Origin of the sequence: Pseudomonas sp. USHLN015 (assembly GCF_037153275.1) — a bacterium.
Lineage (GTDB): Bacteria > Pseudomonadota > Gammaproteobacteria > Pseudomonadales > Pseudomonadaceae > Metapseudomonas > Metapseudomonas tohonis.
The window spans coordinates 348,369-363,194 of record NZ_JBBCKP010000003.1 but is presented as its reverse complement, the minus strand read 5'-3'; the positions used below and the strand labels follow the sequence as shown (position 1 = coordinate 363,194).

Annotated in this window: 14 protein-coding genes; 4 read left to right on the top strand and 10 right to left on the bottom strand. The window is 66.3% G+C overall.

The window, feature by feature from the left end; all coding sequences use genetic code 11:
- Positions 1-113: 113 nt before the first annotated feature.
- Positions 114-371: a 50S ribosomal protein L27 gene (rpmA, locus tag WFQ67_RS07865; RefSeq protein WP_111259737.1), complete on the bottom strand. Its 258-nt coding sequence runs from the start codon at positions 369-371 to the stop codon at positions 114-116.
- 25 nt (positions 372-396) lie between these two features.
- Positions 397-708: a 50S ribosomal protein L21 gene (gene rplU / locus WFQ67_RS07860; protein ID WP_021219380.1), complete on the bottom strand. Its 312-nt coding sequence runs from the start codon at positions 706-708 to the stop codon at positions 397-399.
- Positions 709-952: 244 nt separating this feature from the next.
- Between rplU and WFQ67_RS07855 the strand changes: the two genes are divergently transcribed.
- Entirely contained in the window at positions 953-1,921 is a 969-nt protein-coding gene (locus tag WFQ67_RS07855; RefSeq protein ID WP_213628468.1) for a polyprenyl synthetase family protein, read from the top strand.
- 207 nt (positions 1,922-2,128) lie between these two features.
- Positions 2,129-2,377 (top strand): PA4570 family protein, encoded by a 249-nt coding sequence (locus tag WFQ67_RS07850; RefSeq protein WP_213628467.1) that lies wholly within the window; start codon positions 2,129-2,131, stop codon positions 2,375-2,377.
- A 135-nt stretch (positions 2,378-2,512) separates the two neighbouring features.
- Here the strand turns inward: WFQ67_RS07850 and WFQ67_RS07845 are convergent, their stop codons facing one another.
- From WFQ67_RS07845 to WFQ67_RS07825, 5 genes are all read right to left on the bottom strand, one after another.
- Positions 2,513-3,130, bottom strand: coding sequence for an FKBP-type peptidyl-prolyl cis-trans isomerase (locus tag WFQ67_RS07845; protein ID WP_111259734.1), 618 nt, complete (start codon positions 3,128-3,130; stop codon positions 2,513-2,515).
- 73 nt (positions 3,131-3,203) lie between these two features.
- A complete protein-coding gene (locus WFQ67_RS07840) occupies positions 3,204-3,509 on the bottom strand; it encodes a DUF6482 family protein (RefSeq protein WP_111259733.1) in 306 nt (101 codons plus the stop codon).
- A gap of 133 nt (positions 3,510-3,642) precedes the next feature.
- A complete protein-coding gene (locus WFQ67_RS07835) occupies positions 3,643-4,137 on the bottom strand; it encodes a TIGR00645 family protein (protein ID WP_173173406.1) in 495 nt (164 codons plus the stop codon).
- A gap of 195 nt (positions 4,138-4,332) precedes the next feature.
- Entirely contained in the window at positions 4,333-4,674 is a 342-nt protein-coding gene (locus tag WFQ67_RS07830) for a PA4575 family protein (RefSeq protein ID WP_173173407.1), read from the bottom strand.
- A 211-nt stretch (positions 4,675-4,885) separates the two neighbouring features.
- Entirely contained in the window at positions 4,886-7,399 is a 2,514-nt protein-coding gene (locus tag WFQ67_RS07825) for a Lon protease family protein (RefSeq protein ID WP_337056544.1), read from the bottom strand.
- Between the two features lie 265 nt (positions 7,400-7,664).
- On the opposite strand from WFQ67_RS07825, the gene WFQ67_RS07820 reads away from it, so the two are divergent.
- Positions 7,665-9,470: an Lnb N-terminal periplasmic domain-containing protein gene (locus WFQ67_RS07820; RefSeq protein WP_337056625.1), complete on the top strand. Its 1,806-nt coding sequence runs from the start codon at positions 7,665-7,667 to the stop codon at positions 9,468-9,470.
- On the opposite strand, the gene WFQ67_RS07815 is transcribed toward WFQ67_RS07820, so the two are convergent.
- The 3 genes from WFQ67_RS07815 to WFQ67_RS07805 all read right to left on the bottom strand — a co-directional run bounded on the left by WFQ67_RS07815 (position 9,464) and on the right by WFQ67_RS07805 (position 12,928).
- Positions 9,464-10,387 (bottom strand): SMI1/KNR4 family protein, encoded by a 924-nt coding sequence (locus tag WFQ67_RS07815; RefSeq protein WP_337056543.1) that lies wholly within the window; start codon positions 10,385-10,387, stop codon positions 9,464-9,466. The genes WFQ67_RS07820 and WFQ67_RS07815 overlap by 7 nt on opposite strands.
- 325 nt (positions 10,388-10,712) lie before the next feature.
- Positions 10,713-12,317: an RNA repair transcriptional activator RtcR gene (rtcR, locus tag WFQ67_RS07810; RefSeq protein WP_213628464.1), complete on the bottom strand. Its 1,605-nt coding sequence runs from the start codon at positions 12,315-12,317 to the stop codon at positions 10,713-10,715.
- 2 nt (positions 12,318-12,319) lie between these two features.
- Positions 12,320-12,928, bottom strand: coding sequence for a YiiX family permuted papain-like enzyme (locus WFQ67_RS07805; protein ID WP_337056542.1), 609 nt, complete (start codon positions 12,926-12,928; stop codon positions 12,320-12,322).
- A gap of 242 nt (positions 12,929-13,170) precedes the next feature.
- Between WFQ67_RS07805 and WFQ67_RS07800 the strand changes: the two genes are divergently transcribed.
- Complete coding sequence (locus WFQ67_RS07800) at positions 13,171-14,721, top strand: TROVE domain-containing protein (protein WP_337056541.1); 1,551 nt, start codon at positions 13,171-13,173, stop codon at positions 14,719-14,721.
- The last annotated feature ends 105 nt before the right edge of the window (positions 14,722-14,826 follow it).

Below are 14,826 nucleotides of genomic sequence, written 5' to 3'. Positions count from 1 at the left end.
TTGAAAGAAAAAAGAACACAAGGATACAGGGAAGCCCGCGCAAATCGGAGTTTCCATCTATCAGAAACAAAAAAGCCCCGTCGCAAGACAGGGCTTTTGCAGCGGGGTCGCGATCAGGCCGCGACGACGCTCACGTACTTGCGACCGAAAGCGCCTTTGACCTCGAACTTGACCACGCCATCCACTTTCGCGAACAGGGTGTGGTCTTTGCCCAGGCCAACGCCGTAGCCGGCGTGGAACTTGGTGCCGCGCTGACGCACGATGATGTTGCCGGCCTTGATGGCCTGGCCGCCGTACAGTTTCACGCCAAGGCGTTTACTTTCTGAGTCGCGGCCGTTGCGGGTAGAACCGCCAGCTTTTTTGTGTGCCATGAGTCAAATCCTCCAAAAAGGAAATTTAGGCCTGGATGCCGGTGATTTTGATTTCAGTGAACCACTGGCGGTGGCCCTGGCGCTTCATGTGGTGCTTACGACGGCGGAACTTGATGATGCGCACTTTGTCGTGACGGCCTTGAGCGACCACTTCAGCGACTACTTTGGCGCCATCAACGACCGGAGCGCCGATTTTCACGTCGTCGCCATTGCCGATCAGCAGAACGCGATCGAAGGTCACGGATTCGCCGGTGGCGATCTCGAGTTTCTCGATCTTCAGGAATTCACCTTCAGCGACTTTGTATTGCTTGCCGCCGGTAACGATAACTGCGTACATGGATTTTCTCCGTTAAACCTGCTCACCCGACGCTTTATAGGAAGAAGAAGGGGTCGGCATGGCTGCATGGGGCCGGAACTGGAACCCATGCAATTGCGTAAGGCAGGAAAATGCCCAAGGAAGTTCAGGGGCCGCGATTGTACGCAAGCCGTGATTGCCGCGCAAGCACCGTCGGCGCTTGCCTTGACAGCCCCCACCCTGCCCCCTAGCATGCCGCGCAACCTCAAAGGAGCACCCCTCGCTGATGCAACCCCAGGCCTTCTACCGCGTGGTGGCGGACGATTTTACCGCAGTCGACGACATCATCCGTCGGCAACTCACCTCCCGCGTTCCCCTGGTGGAAAAGATCGGCGACTACATCGTCTCTGCCGGCGGCAAGCGCCTGCGTCCGCTCCTGGTCCTGCTCAGCGGCAACGCACTGGGCTTCGGTGGTGACCAGCTGCGCCTGCTCGCCGCCACCATCGAGTTCCTGCACACCTCCACCCTGCTGCACGACGACGTGGTCGACGCTTCCGGCCTGCGCCGCGGCCGCTCCACCGCCAACGCGCTGTGGGGCAACGCGCCGAGCGTGCTGGTCGGCGACTTCCTCTATGCCCGCTCCTTCGAAATGATGGTCGAGCTCGGCTCCATGCCGGTGATGCGCATCATTTCCCAGGCCACCCGGGTGATCGCCGAGGGCGAGGTGCTGCAGCTGTCGAAGATCCGCGACGCCAGCACCACCGAAGAGACCTATATGGAAGTCATCCGCGGCAAGACCGCGATGCTCTTCGAGGCCTCCACCCACAGCGCCGCCGAACTGGCCCAGGCACCGGCCGAACAGGTCGAGGCCCTGCGCACCTTCGGTGACTACCTGGGCATCGCCTTCCAACTGGTGGATGACCTGCTCGACTACCGCGGCGACGCCACCACCCTGGGCAAGAACGTCGGCGACGACCTGGCCGAAGGCAAGCCCACCCTTCCGCTGATCGCCACCATGCGCGACGGCACCGCCGAGCAGGCCGCCCTGGTCCGCCAGGCCATCCAGCAGGGCGGGAGCCAGGACCTGGAAAGCATCCGCGCCGCCGTGGAGGCCGCCGGTGCGCTGGACTACACCGCCCGCCTCGCCCGCGACTACGCCGAGCGCGCCATCGCCTGCCTGGACGTACTGCCGGACAACGAATACCGCGACGCCCTGATCGAACTCACCCGCTTCGCCGTCGCCCGCACGCACTGATCCACCCGCCGTATCCGAAAGCCCGTCCTCGCGACGGGCTTTTTCGTTGCGCGCCCCTAAAGGCTGAGCAGGAGCAGCCTCCAGGCCAGGTTCGAGCCCGGCAACGGCATGACCTGGATCAAGCAGACGACGAAAGGCGGCGATTGCCTCTTGTTATTTTGATAATAGGAATTATTCTCATCTCACTGCTTTTCAAGGAGATGAGCCATGACCTACCTGATCGATGCCTGGCTGGATCGCCCGCACCCCTACCTGCGCATCCTCCACCGTGAAACCGGCGAAGTGTGCGCCATCCTCGAAGAGGACGCGCTCGACGAGTTGCGTGATCAGGGGGATCTCGACCTTGCCGGCCTGACATCCAGCGAGCCCGTGATACTCAAGGAGCTGGTGCGCAGCCTGTTCCTCTTCTGCTATGCGCGGGCGCTGCGTCCGCACAACGAGGTCCAGCTGCACTGAAGGGTTCGGATGACGCAGGACGCGTCATCTGCATGGCCGGCGCCCGGGGCTCCGGCCGTGTATGCGGAGGCAGAGGCGCCTCCGCCGGCTCCCGGGCCGTCAGGGACGACGCGCCCGGCGATCACTCCGAAAGACTCAGAGGATTTCCAGCAGCTCGACGTCGAACACCAGCACGCTGTGCGGCGGGATGCTGCCGACGCCCTGGGCGCCGTAAGCCAGCTCGCTGGGCACGTGCAGGCGCCATTTGCTGCCGGCGTTCATCAGTTGCAGGGCCTCGACCCAGCCGGCGATCACGCCGCCCACCGGGAATTCGGCCGGCTCGCCACGGTTGTAGGAGCTGTCGAACACGGTGCCGTCGATCAGGGTGCCATGGTAATGGGTGCGCACGGTGTCTTCAGCGGAAGGCTTGGCACCCTCGCCCGCGACCAGCACTTCGTACTGCAGGCCGGACGGCAGCTGGGTGACGCCCTCGCGCTTGGCGTTCTCCACCAGGTAGGCACGACCTTCGCCAGCGGCGGCATCGGCCTTGGCCTGGGCTTCGGCATGCATGCGCTCGCGGATGACCTTGAAGGAGGCGGACAACGCGGCACCGTCGACACGGCTCTCGATGCCGGCGAAGGCATCGCGCAGGCCGGCGACGACAGCGTCGATGCTCACGCCGGGCGGGGGATTGTCACGGATCTGGTCGCCCAGTTGGCGGCCGATACCGTAGCTGACGCGGGTTTCATCGGTGGAAAATTCGAGTTCGGACATGGCCGGGGCTCCGCTCCGGAAAAAAGGCCGGCCAGACTAGCACAGCCCCCTTCCCGGCCCTATCCCCCCGCCATCAGTGCCGGGCGCCCATCGACAACGGCACCCGCAGCGCACCGCGATCATCCGGGGCGATACCGCACATCTCGTCATGCACCGAGGCGTGCACCAGGTAGAACGGCATGCGCGGCAACTCATGCAACAGCCCCCGTGCATGCTCCACCGAGCGCAGCTGCATCGCATGGCCACGGCCATCGTCCAGGGTGTGGCAACGCCCCTCGATATGGGCCTGCAACAGGTAGATGCCCCCCTCCATGGAGATCAGGTCGAGCCCATCGACATGCCCGGCGCGGGCTTCGCTGGAAAGTGTCTGCAGGTTCATGGCGTCACCTCGGCGGGATCTGTACAGGGAAAAGTTAAATACAGTTTCCGTACAGGATCAAAACCGCCGGGCAGAAACACGACCGCCCGCGAGCGGGACGCTGACGGGCGGTCATGGTGGAGCGGCGGCGCGATCAGTGATCGTGCTTGGTCATCTTGTCCAGGTAACCCATGGCGAATGCCGAGATCACGAAGGTCATGTGCAGGACCACGTACCACATGATCTTGGTGTTATCGATGTTCTGCGCATCCATGAACACCCGCAGCAGGTGGATAGAGGAGATCGCCACGATGGACGCGGCCACTTTCATCTTCAGCGAGCCGGAGTCCATCTTGCCCAGCCAGCTGAGCTTCTCCTTGCCCTCGTCGATGTCCAGCTGGGAGACGAAGTTCTCGTAGCCCGAGATCATCACCATCACCAGCAGCCCGCCCACCAGCGACATGTCGATCAGCGACAGGAGCACCAGGATCAGCTCCGCCTCGGTCTTCTCGAAGACGTGCGGAAGGACGTGATAGACCTCCTGGAAGAACTTCAGCGACAGCGCCAGCAGCGCCAGGGACAGGCCGAAGTAGATGGGCGCCAGCAACCAGCGCGCCGCATACATCGAGTTTTCCAAAAAGCGTTCCATGAAGCCTCGCATCCAGAGTCAAAACTGGCGGCGAGTATAGCGAGCACATTCCTACAGAAAAACAGGCACGTAATGCCTCGAAATATCCCCAGGAGCTGTGGATAACCCTGTGAATTGTCTTGGGAAGGATGGCGCTGCCCAGCGTTCGCCGGGGCTCGCCGCAGGCTGCGCAAAAGCTGCACAGCCGATGCCCGCTCAGGTCTCCGGCCGGGACAGGAACGCGCCCGGGCTGCGAGGGCGCTCACCATTGAGCCGACGCAGTTCACCCTGCACATGGAGGCGCCAGATCAGCGGGTCCTCGCATGCGCAGTAGCCCAGCTCGGCCAGGCAGGAAGCAATCGCCGAAAGCACCGATTCAGCGACGAAAGGCCCGTGGAATGGGCCCTGCGCCTTGATCGCCGACGGCTGCGCTCCCGAAATCCCGGCAGCGCAGATGAGTGTCCAGAGTCCATTCCCTCCGGCCAGCGGCAGAATCACGCACTCGATGCGGGTGACCATGCCCAGGCATTGACGGGTGAGGCAGAGGTTGCGGGACATGACGACGTTCCTCGCGAAGACCTTGGGCCAGCCTACACCTGACAGGGGCCCTGGGAAAGCGAGGAAATCTTATCCACGCCAGCTGTGGATAAGCCTGTGGATGCCGTGGTGAAAAGTCTGTCGGACCAGCGCCAGCGCTGAGCGGCTCTACGCCGCTTAATGACTGACCAGCCACGGCACCCGCGCGGCGCCGTGACCGGTCATCGCCTGGTCATGCCGGGCCCTGGACCTTGTCGTCGGGCGGGGTCTTCTTGCCGGGTTCCTTCTTCGGGCCCTTGCGCGGCGGCTTGGCGGGTGCCGGCGCCTTCTCCAGGGCGGCGGCCACCTCCTTGGCGGCGTCGGGCTTCTCTTCCTCCTCCATGCCCATCTCGGCGATCTCGCGCAGGCGCTCGACCACCCGGGCGTTGACGCTGCCCTTGGGGAAACGGCCCTTCTCGTCCGGGCTGCCGGCAGCCTCGCCCACCAAGAGGCTCAGCGCCTCATCGGCCTGACGCACCGCGTAGACATGGAACTGGCCATTGCGCACGGCCTGCAGCACGCGTTCATCGAGCATCAGCGTGGCGACGTTGGCCTGCGGGATGATCACCCCCTGCTCGCCGGTCAGCCCGCGCGCTTCGCAGAGGCGGAAGAAGCCCTCGATCTTCTCGTTGACCCCGCCGACCGCCTGCACCTCGCCGAACTGGTTGATCGAACCGGTGATGGCGAAGCACTGCTTGAGCGGCGTGCGCGACAGCGCCGAGATCAGGGTGCAGACCTCGCCCAGGGACGCGCTGTCGCCGTCGACGTAGCCGTAGGACTGCTCCAGCGCGATGCTCGCCGAGATTTCCAGCGGAAACTCCTGGGCGTAGCGGCTGCCGAGGTAGCCGGTGAGGATCATCACGCCCTTGGAGTGGATCGGCTGGCCAAGGTTGACCTCGCGCTCGATGTCGACGATGCCCGAGCCCCCCGGGTACACGGTGGCGGAAATCCGCGCCGGCACGCCGAATGCCGAGTCGCCCACCTCCAGTACCGTGAGGCCGTTGCACTTGCCCACCGCTGCGCCGTCGGTGTCGATGAGGATGATCCCCGCCAGCATGTCGTCGAGGATGCGCGCCGAAACCCGGCCGGTGCGCGTGGCCTTGGATTTGAGCGCACGCTCGATGTGCTCGGCGTCGGTCACCTTCTCGCCGGCCAGCTGGCGCACGAAATCGGCTTCGCTGAGCAACTGGAACAGGTCGCCGATCTTCGCCGAGAGGCGCTTCTGGTTTTCCGCCAGGCGCGCGCTGTAGGTGGCCAGGCGCGCCACGGCAGCGGCGGAGAGCGGCGCCATGCCCTCTTCCGAGGTGCGGGTCTTGAGCAACTGGGCGAACTGCTCGAGGGTCTCCTCCGACAGCGGGATCTCCTCGTCGAAGTCCACCAGCACGCGGAACATCTCCTGGAAGTCCGGATCCAGGTCCTGCAGCGTGTAATACAGCTGGCGCGAACCGATGATCACCACCTTCAGCTGCAACGGGATCACCTGCGGCGTCAGGGTCACGGTGGCCAGGCGCCCCAGCTCGGCCAGCGGCGACTCCATCTTCAACTGGCGCGAATGCAGCGCGCGCTTGAGCGCGTCCCAGACGAAGGGCTCGCTCAGCAGCTTCTCCGCCTCCAGCACCAGGAAACCGCCGTTGGCACGGTGCAGCGCCCCCGGGCGCAGCTGGCGGTAGCTGGTGTAGAGCGCGCCCTGGTCGGTGCCGTACTCGATGCGGCCGAACAGGTTGTCGTAGGTCGGGTGCGACTCGAAGACCACCGGCGCACCGCCGCTGGCGGGGTTGCCGACCACCAGGCTCGGGCAGTACTGCTCTTCGAGCATCTCGCGGCGCTGCAGGTCCGGCTTGTCGTCGAGCATCTGGTCGACCACGGTCTTCAGCAGGTTCACCTGCATGGCCTGCAGGTAGGCGATCACCCCGGCGTTCTCCGCGTACTTCTCGGAAAGCGGCGCCAGCAGCGGCTGCAGGGCCTGGGTGATGGTCTCCTCGTTGAGCTGGCGCAGCAGGTTGCTGGACTCGCGCTTCCACTGCGGCAGGCTGGCCAGCTCCTCGTTGAGGCGCTCCTCCAGGCTGGAGATGTCCTCGTGGAAACGCTCGCGCTCGGCTTCGGGCAGCTGGGCGAAGTCGGCCTCGTCCAGCGCCTTGCCATCCTTCATCGGAGTGAAGGCGATGTTGGCGCTGTCCCGGTAGAGCGCGACGTCCTTCTCCAGCGCCAGGCGCTCGATCACATCCAGGGCGCGGTCGTAGCGCTGGTTGAAGCCACGGTCGATGGCGCTCTTCTTCTGCTGGAAGGTCGGCGTCTCGAACACCGCCGGGAAGGTGGCCAGGAGGTTATCCACAAGCTGGCCGATATCGGTACTGAAGGCGCTCGCCTCGCCGGGCGGCAACTGCAAGGCGCGCGGCTCGCGCGGCTCGTCGAAGTTGTTGACGTAGACCCAGTCCATCGGCGTGGCCAGGCGCTTGCCCTCGGCCTTGAGGTAGCGCTGCACGAAGGAGAAGCGACCGGTGCCGGGCTCGCCCATCACATAGACGTTGTAGCCCGGGCGCGGCATGGCGACGCCGAACTGCAGGGCCTCTACCGCGCGCTCCTGGCCGAGCACGCCACGGAAGGGTTCGAGATCGTCGGTGGTGGCAAAGGCGAACTGCTTGGAGTCGAAGGGGCGGGTCAGCGCATCGGGCGCCAGGCGCAGGGAGGCGACGAGAGGATCGGGCATCGGAAATCCTTATTGGCGACGCGGAAACATGGCCGCATTCTGGCGCCGCCTTCGTCCGCGTTGCAAGGCGTTCCGCCCTTGGCGGGGCGCGGCGCGAGGCGCTTCGCAAAAGCGTGCGAGGGCTTGCGCAATCGTCCTTTCTGACCTTGCTTGACACCCGTGGCGGGCATCGCCAAAGCTCGCCCATCCCACTCCAAGGCGAAAGCGAGCAGCGCTGTTGAAACGGACCTTCTCCCTCCTGGCCCTCTGTACCTGCACGCACCTGATGGCGGCCCCCGCCATCCCCCCGCAAACCCTGCAGCGCCTGGCCAAAGACCCGTACTGGATCGCCCTCGGCCACTACGAAACCGGCAAGCTCGGCGGCTGGCGCAGCTACGTCGACGACGAACGCTTCTTCCTCGCCGAGACGGGCGACAGCGACCCCGCGGCCGAACTCACCGCCACGGTCGCGGCCCTGTACCAGGACGCCAGCCTCGGCGACCGCCACCCGCAATGCCGCTACCCGGCGCGCACGCGCTGGCTCCGCGAACGGCTGCAGCTCACCGACCTGCCGGCCCCTGCCTGCAGCGAATTCGCCAGTTGGTACCACGACATCAATCCCCACAGCACGGTGCTGATCTTCCCGGCGGCCTACCTCAACAGCCCCTCGTCCATGTTCGGCCACACCCTGCTGCGCATCGACCAGCCCGACGTACAGGAGAACAACACCGCCCTGCTCAGCTACGCCCTCAACTTCGGCGCCTTCATCGAGGGCGCCGACAACAGCATCCTCTATGCCTGGAAGGGCCTGATGGGCGGCTACCCCGGGCTCTTCGCCCTGGTGCCCTACCGCGACAAGCTCAAGGAATACAGCCGCTTGGAGAACCGCGACCTCTGGGAGTACCGCCTCAACCTCAGCGCCGAGGAAACCGGGCGCATGGTCGAGCACGTATGGGAGCTGCGCCAGGTCCGCTTCGACTACTTCTTCTTCGACGAGAACTGCTCCTACCGCCTGCTGGAACTGCTGGAGATCGCCCGCCCCGGCATCGAGCTCACCGAGCAGTTCCCGCTGACCGCCATCCCCACCGACACCGTGCGTGCCATCAAGCATGCCGGGCTGGTGGAGCGGATCGACTACCGCCCCTCGCGGGAAAAGGAACTGATGGCCCGCGCGGCGCCGCTGGACAGCGACGAGCAGGATTGGGTCCTGCGCCTGGCCGACGACGAGAGCCTGCTGGACGACCCGGCCTTCCGCGCACTGCACGCCCCGCGCCGCGCGCAGATCCAGGACGCCGCCTTCCGCCTGGAGCGCTACCGCTCCACCGGCGAGGAACGCAGCGGCGCACGGGCGCAGCGCAGCTTCCAGCTGCTGCGGGCGATCAACCAGAACCCGCCCCCCGCACTGCAGGCCGAGCGCCCGCCGCTGCCCGAGGAAGGCCACGAATCACGCACCTGGCAACTGGGGCTCGGCAGCCGCGAGGACCGCGCCTTCGCCGAGTACGGCCTGCGCATGGCCTACCACGACCTCAACGACAACCTCGCCGGCTTCCCCCTCGGCGCACAGATCGAGATCCTCCAGCTCAAGCTGCGCCAGTACGAGCAGAACCACTGGCAGCTGCAGCAGCTGGATTTCGCCACCATCCGCTCGCTCACCCCGCGCACCCAACTGCTGCAGCCCTGGTCCTGGCAGGTGGCCGGAGGCCTGGAACGGGTGCCCGGCAAGGATGGCGACGAGACGCTGGTGAGCCATCTCAACGGTGGCGTGGGCGGCAGCTGGCAATGGGGGGACGACACCCTCTACTACGCTCTGGCCACCGCCCGCGTGGAACACAACCCGGACTTCGGCGCCTTCGTCGCCGGGGCCGGCGGCTTCGACACCGGGCTGCTGTGGCGCAACGGCCTGGGCACCCTCAGCCTTGAGGCGGCCGGCGACTACTTCCACAACGGCGAGGTGCGCCGGCGCCTGTCACTCAACCAGCAATGGGAGCTGGGCACCGACCTGGGCCTGCGACTTTCCGCCGAACGCTCGTTCAGCCAGCTCGGCGGCAACGACAACCAGGTGATGCTGCAACTGCGCTGGTACCACTACTGATCGCGCTGGCGCTCGGCGATGCCGTGCCCGGCGAACCAGGCCAGCAACGCTTCGCGCTTGAGCAGGCGGGCGTAGACCGGCGCATTCACCCCACCCCGGATCAGTTGCCCAAGGTCGACACCCTCGCCCGCCAGGCGCGCCAACAGCGCCTCGTCGTCGTGCTCGACCGCATGCTCAAGGGCCAGGCGCTGCAAGGCCGGCTCGACCGATAGCCGGCCGTCGTCCAGGGCGCCGCGCCAGTCCTGCACCAGCGCACTCATCCCCGCCCGCAGCCGTTGCGCCAGAGCGGCGTCCTCGATGGCCAGCGGGTCCAGCGCCTCGTCCAGCTCCAGGCCGGTGCCATCGGCACCCTCTTCGAAGGGGTCGCGGTAGTACACCAGCTGGGCGAACAAGCCTTCGAAATCATCCGCCACCCGCGTGAAGGAGTCCTCGTGCAGGCGCATGGACCAGGCCGGCGGCAAGCCCTGGCTCCAGGCATAGACGGCACCGAAATCCTCGCCCGGCTCGACACGGACGTAGATGCGCTCCAGGTACTCGAAGCCGCCCACGGGCAGGAACGCCAGCCGCCCGTCCCACTCGCGGCCCTCGTGCTCGGCGAACGCCCGGGCCCCCTCCTCCTCGTGCTCGATCCAGCCCCAGAGGTCGTTGTAGCCATCGCTGCCGGGGAAGAACAGCTCGCTCAGGGAGAAGGCGTGCAGGTGGCCCTGGTAGTCCACCTGGAAGTCGTAATCGAGCCGGCCGCCATAGGCGACACGCCACAGCCGCACCAGGGAGGGCGGCAGCGCGCGACCCAGGCGCGCCTCCACCTCCGCCAGCTCTGCATCGGTGATCGGCGGCCGCGCCTGGTGGATGATCCGCCCGGCGAAGGGCGCCAGTTCATGCTGGCGCAGGCGTTGCAGTTCGTCGTGGGTGAACATCAGGCCTGCCCTCCCAGCTGCTCGCGCGCAACCGGAACCGGAACCGGAACCGGGCCGATGCCCCGCAACGGGTCCAATGCGCGCGAGGGATAAACGCAGGGTTCTCCCACCGCGCAACAGGTGCGCAGCGGCTCGGAGGATTGGGTAAGGCTCATGGGCGGTCCTTGCTCGGCGGGGTTGCGAAAGGCGCAAAGGATAGCCGAGCCCAACTGAAGTCGCGCCTACACATGCGTCCCCACCGAATGGGCATGACCGCTGCGTAGGGTGGAGGTCGCTTTTTACCTCCACCAAGCGGAGTCGAGGCTGGCACGACGATCAAGCCACCTCAGCCGGCGGCCAGGTCCTTCCACTCCAAGCCGAACCGCCCCAGGTATTTGCGCAACCGGTCCGCGTCATTGGGCTGCGCCTTGGCCTGCCGTGATACGTCATAAAGCAGCCGCCCCGCTTCGGACAGGCTGCTCGCCTCGCGGCACACCGCGACCACCGCCGCCAGTTGCAGGCGGTCGAAGCGGTCCAGTTCCACCAGCCGCTCGCCGAGCAGCGTCGCCAGGCCGTCATCCGCCTGCCCCTGGGCGCCCCAGGCGTAGCGCAGGCGGTCGATCTCCTCCTGCACCAGCGCCTCGTCGATGCGACCGCTGTCGGCCAGGGTCGCCATGCGCGTGATGGAGGCCGACAGCTCGCGGAAGTTGCCCGCCCAGCGCGCCTCCGCCGAGCAGGCGAAGGCCAGGTAACGGCGCCGCGCCTCGGCGTTGAAGCGCACCATGCGCCCCTGCTCGCGGGCGTGGCGCTCCAGTTCGAAATCGATGTTCGGCTCGATGTCCTCGCGGCGCCCGGCCAGGCCCGGCAGCTCGAAGGTCCAGAGGTTGATGCGCGCGTACAGGTCCTCGCGGAACAGCCCCTCGGCCACCCGCGTACGCAGGTCACGGTGGGTGCCGGCGATCAGCAGGAAGTCGCTTTCCACCTCGCGGTCGGCACCCATGGGGAAGAAGCGCTTCTCCTCGATGGCCTTGAGCAGCATCGCCTGCTCGTCGAGGCCCAGCTCGCCGATCTCGTCGAGGAACAGCATGCCGCCATCCGCCGCGCGCAGCAGGCCATCGCGGGCGTTCTGCGCCCCGGTGAAGGCCCCCTTGATGTGGCCGAACAGCGCCGACATCGCCCCGTCGCCGCGCAGGGTCGCGCAGTTCACCTCGACGAAGCGGCCCTTGATCTGGTGACGCGCATCCTTCAGCTCGAAGATTCGCCGCGCCAGGAACGACTTGCCCGCCCCGGTCGGCCCCACCAGCAGCATGGGTGCGCGGGAGCGCAGTGCCACCCGCTCGATCTGCTCGATGCTGCGGTTGAACGCCGTGTTGCGCGTGGCGATGCCGGACTTGAGCAACGCCAGGCTCTCCAGCTGTTCGCGCTGGAAGCGCGAGGCGATGCGGTCGTAGCGCGACAGGTCGAGGTCGATCAGCGAGTGGGTGCCGATGGCGTGCCGGTCCTCGTCGCGACGACGGGCCGGGGAGGTCTGTACCAGGCGCGCCGGCAGGTAGCGCGCCTCGGTAAGCAGGAACCAGCAGATCTGCGCCACGTGGGTGCCGGTGGTGATGTGCACCAGGTAGTCCTCGTGCTCGGTATCGAAGCGGTAGGCGCTGACGAAGTCATGCAGCGCGCCATACACCTCCTCGAAGTCCCAGGGGTTGCGCAGCGGCATCTCGTGCAGGCGCACCTCGGTCTGCGGCGACACCTGCTCAACGTCGCCCTTGATGCGCTGGGACAGCCCCAGGTCGCGGGCATCGCTGCCGTGGATCAGCTCCAGGCGGTCCACCAGCAGGTCCGGTTGCTGGCACAGGCCCACGCTCGGGCGCCACTTGTTCCAGCGCTCGGCGCCCTTGCCCATGCGATCCAGGGTGGCGCCGACGAAGCCGATGGCGACGGTCTTGCGGGCCATGCTCACTCCTGCGCCACGGTGATCAGCTGCGGCGACTCGAAGATCGCCACCGGCGAGATCACGGTCTCATCCAGCGGGATGTCCTGGCCGTAGCGCTCGCGCATCTTCGCCTTCACCACCGGCGAGCTCAGGTCGAAGTCGCGGATGCGCTGCAGCTCGCCCAGGCGCAGGCCGAGGGTGCGCTCGTAGAGCTTCCACACCAGCTCCGAGCAGTACAGCCGCTGGTCGTTCCACTCGAAGGCCAGGTCATAGCGACGCCCGCGCATGCCCTCCGCCAGCTCGCGCATGCGCACCAGCGCGTCATGGGTCAGCAGTTCATCCGCGCGGGCCAGGCGCTTGATCACGTAATGGCCGCCCTCGCCCCGGGCGATCCAATGCTGCAGCGGCACGTACTGCACCTTCGCGCCGGCCTCGAACACCTGCAGCGTGCCGTTGCGCGCCAGCACCAGCCCCATGTGGCTGTAGCGCGAATGGGTGGCCTGCTGCACCGCCAGGCTCTGCGCCGAGCGCGACTGGTGGAAGATGATGTCGCCCTCGTGCACCTCGGGCAGTGGCGCGGCCTGGGCCAGGCAGGCGAACAGGCTGGAGATGAGGAAAAGTGAAAAGCGCATGGCATGTCCTTGTCGATGGCGCATCGGTGGCGGCGAGTTTATCTAAAAATATAAATTCGTATATCCACGAATATGGATATCTTTATCGAAGCCCGCTGGGCAAAATCCTTGAATCACCCGCCGTAAAAATAAAATCTTTAAAAATCAATTGCTTGAAAAATATTTTCATCCTCATCAACGAAACTGGCACGCCGCTCGCTATATCCCTGTCAACGAAAGGACCAACAGAGCGAGACGCCACGATGGCCAACACCGCCCTCTTCAACACCCAGGCAGCCACCCTGCCGCAAGTGGATACGTACAACCGCAGCAAGGCCGGCGCCTACGCCCTGCAACCGAAGCACAAGCTGGCGCAACTGGCGATGACCGGTTGCCTGAACCAGACCTTCTACGCCGACGCCCCCGAGCAACTGGCCGAGGTGCTGGCCCTGGTGGCCCAGCTGGACGCGGCCTTCGTGGCGAAGACCGCCGTGTACGCCCGCCGTGCCGGCCATATGAAAGACATGCCGGCCCTGCTGGTGGCCGCCCTGGCGGCACAACGCTCCTCCCTGCTGCCGGCCGTCTTCGGCCAGGTAGTAGACAACGGCAAGATGCTGCGCAACTTCGTGCAGATCCTGCGCAGCGGCGTGACCGGTCGCAAGTCGCTCGGTACGCAGCCCAAGCGCCTGGTGCAGGACTGGCTGAACAGCGCCAGCGAGCGCCAACTGCTGCAGGCGGCGATCGGCAACCAGCCGTCCCTGGCGGACGTGCTGAAGATGGTCCACCCGAAACCGAGCGAAGCCTGGCGTGAAGCCTTCTTCGCCTGGGTACTCGGCAAGCCGGCGGATGCCGACGCGCTGCCGCCGCTGACCCGCGCCCTGCTGGCCTTCCGCAGCGGCGCCAGCGACGAGCTGCCGGACGTGCCCTTCCAATTGCTGGGCGACCGCCAGCTGAGCGCCGCGCAATGGCTGGAACAGGCACAGCGCATGGGCTGGCAGGCCCTGCGGATGAACCTCAACACCCTGGCACGCCACGGTGTGTTCCAGTTGCCTGGCGCGGCCTATACGGTTGCCGCGCGGCTGGCGGACCGGGAAGCGGTGGCCAAGTCACGGGTCTACCCGTACCAGTTGCTGGCCGCCTACACGATGGCCGGCAACGACGTACCGGGACCGGTGCGCGAGGCGCTGCAGGACGCCCTGGAACTGTCGCTGGCCAACGTGCCGGCGCTGAGCGGCAACGTGGTGGTGTGCCCGGACGTGTCCGGCTCCATGCAGAGCCCGGCCACCGGCTACCGCCCGGGCGCCACCAGCACGGTGCGCTGCATCGACGTGGCGGCCCTGGTGGCGGCGGCGGTGCTGCGCAAGCAGCCGGCGGCGCGGGTGATGCCGTTCGAGAACCATGTGGTGGACGTGCGCCTCAACCCGCGTGACAGCGTGATGAGCAACGCACAGAAGCTGGCCTCGATCGGCGGCGGTGGCACCAACTGCTCGGCACCGCTGGCGCAGTTGGTGAAGGAGAAGGCCAAGGTGGACACGCTGATCCTGGTTTCGGACAACGAATCCTGGATCGACGCCAAGCGGCGCGGCGCCACCGAAACCATGCTCCAGTGGCAGCAGCTGAAGCGGCTGAACCCGAAGGCGAAGATGGTCTGCATCGACATCCAGCCCTACGGCACCACCCAGGCGCAGGAGCAGGCGGACATCCTCAACGTCGGCGGTTTCGGCGATGCGGTATTCGATGTGATCGCCCAGTTCGCCAGTGGCGAATACGGCGCGCGGCACTGGGTCGAGCTGATCGAGGCGACCGAGCTGTAGCGATACGGAGTAATCAAGGGCCCCGCAATGGGGCGGGGCCCGCAATGTGTTGAGGCGCGAGACGGCGAATGCAGCCGGGACTACATCACCGATGTCCCTGCACAC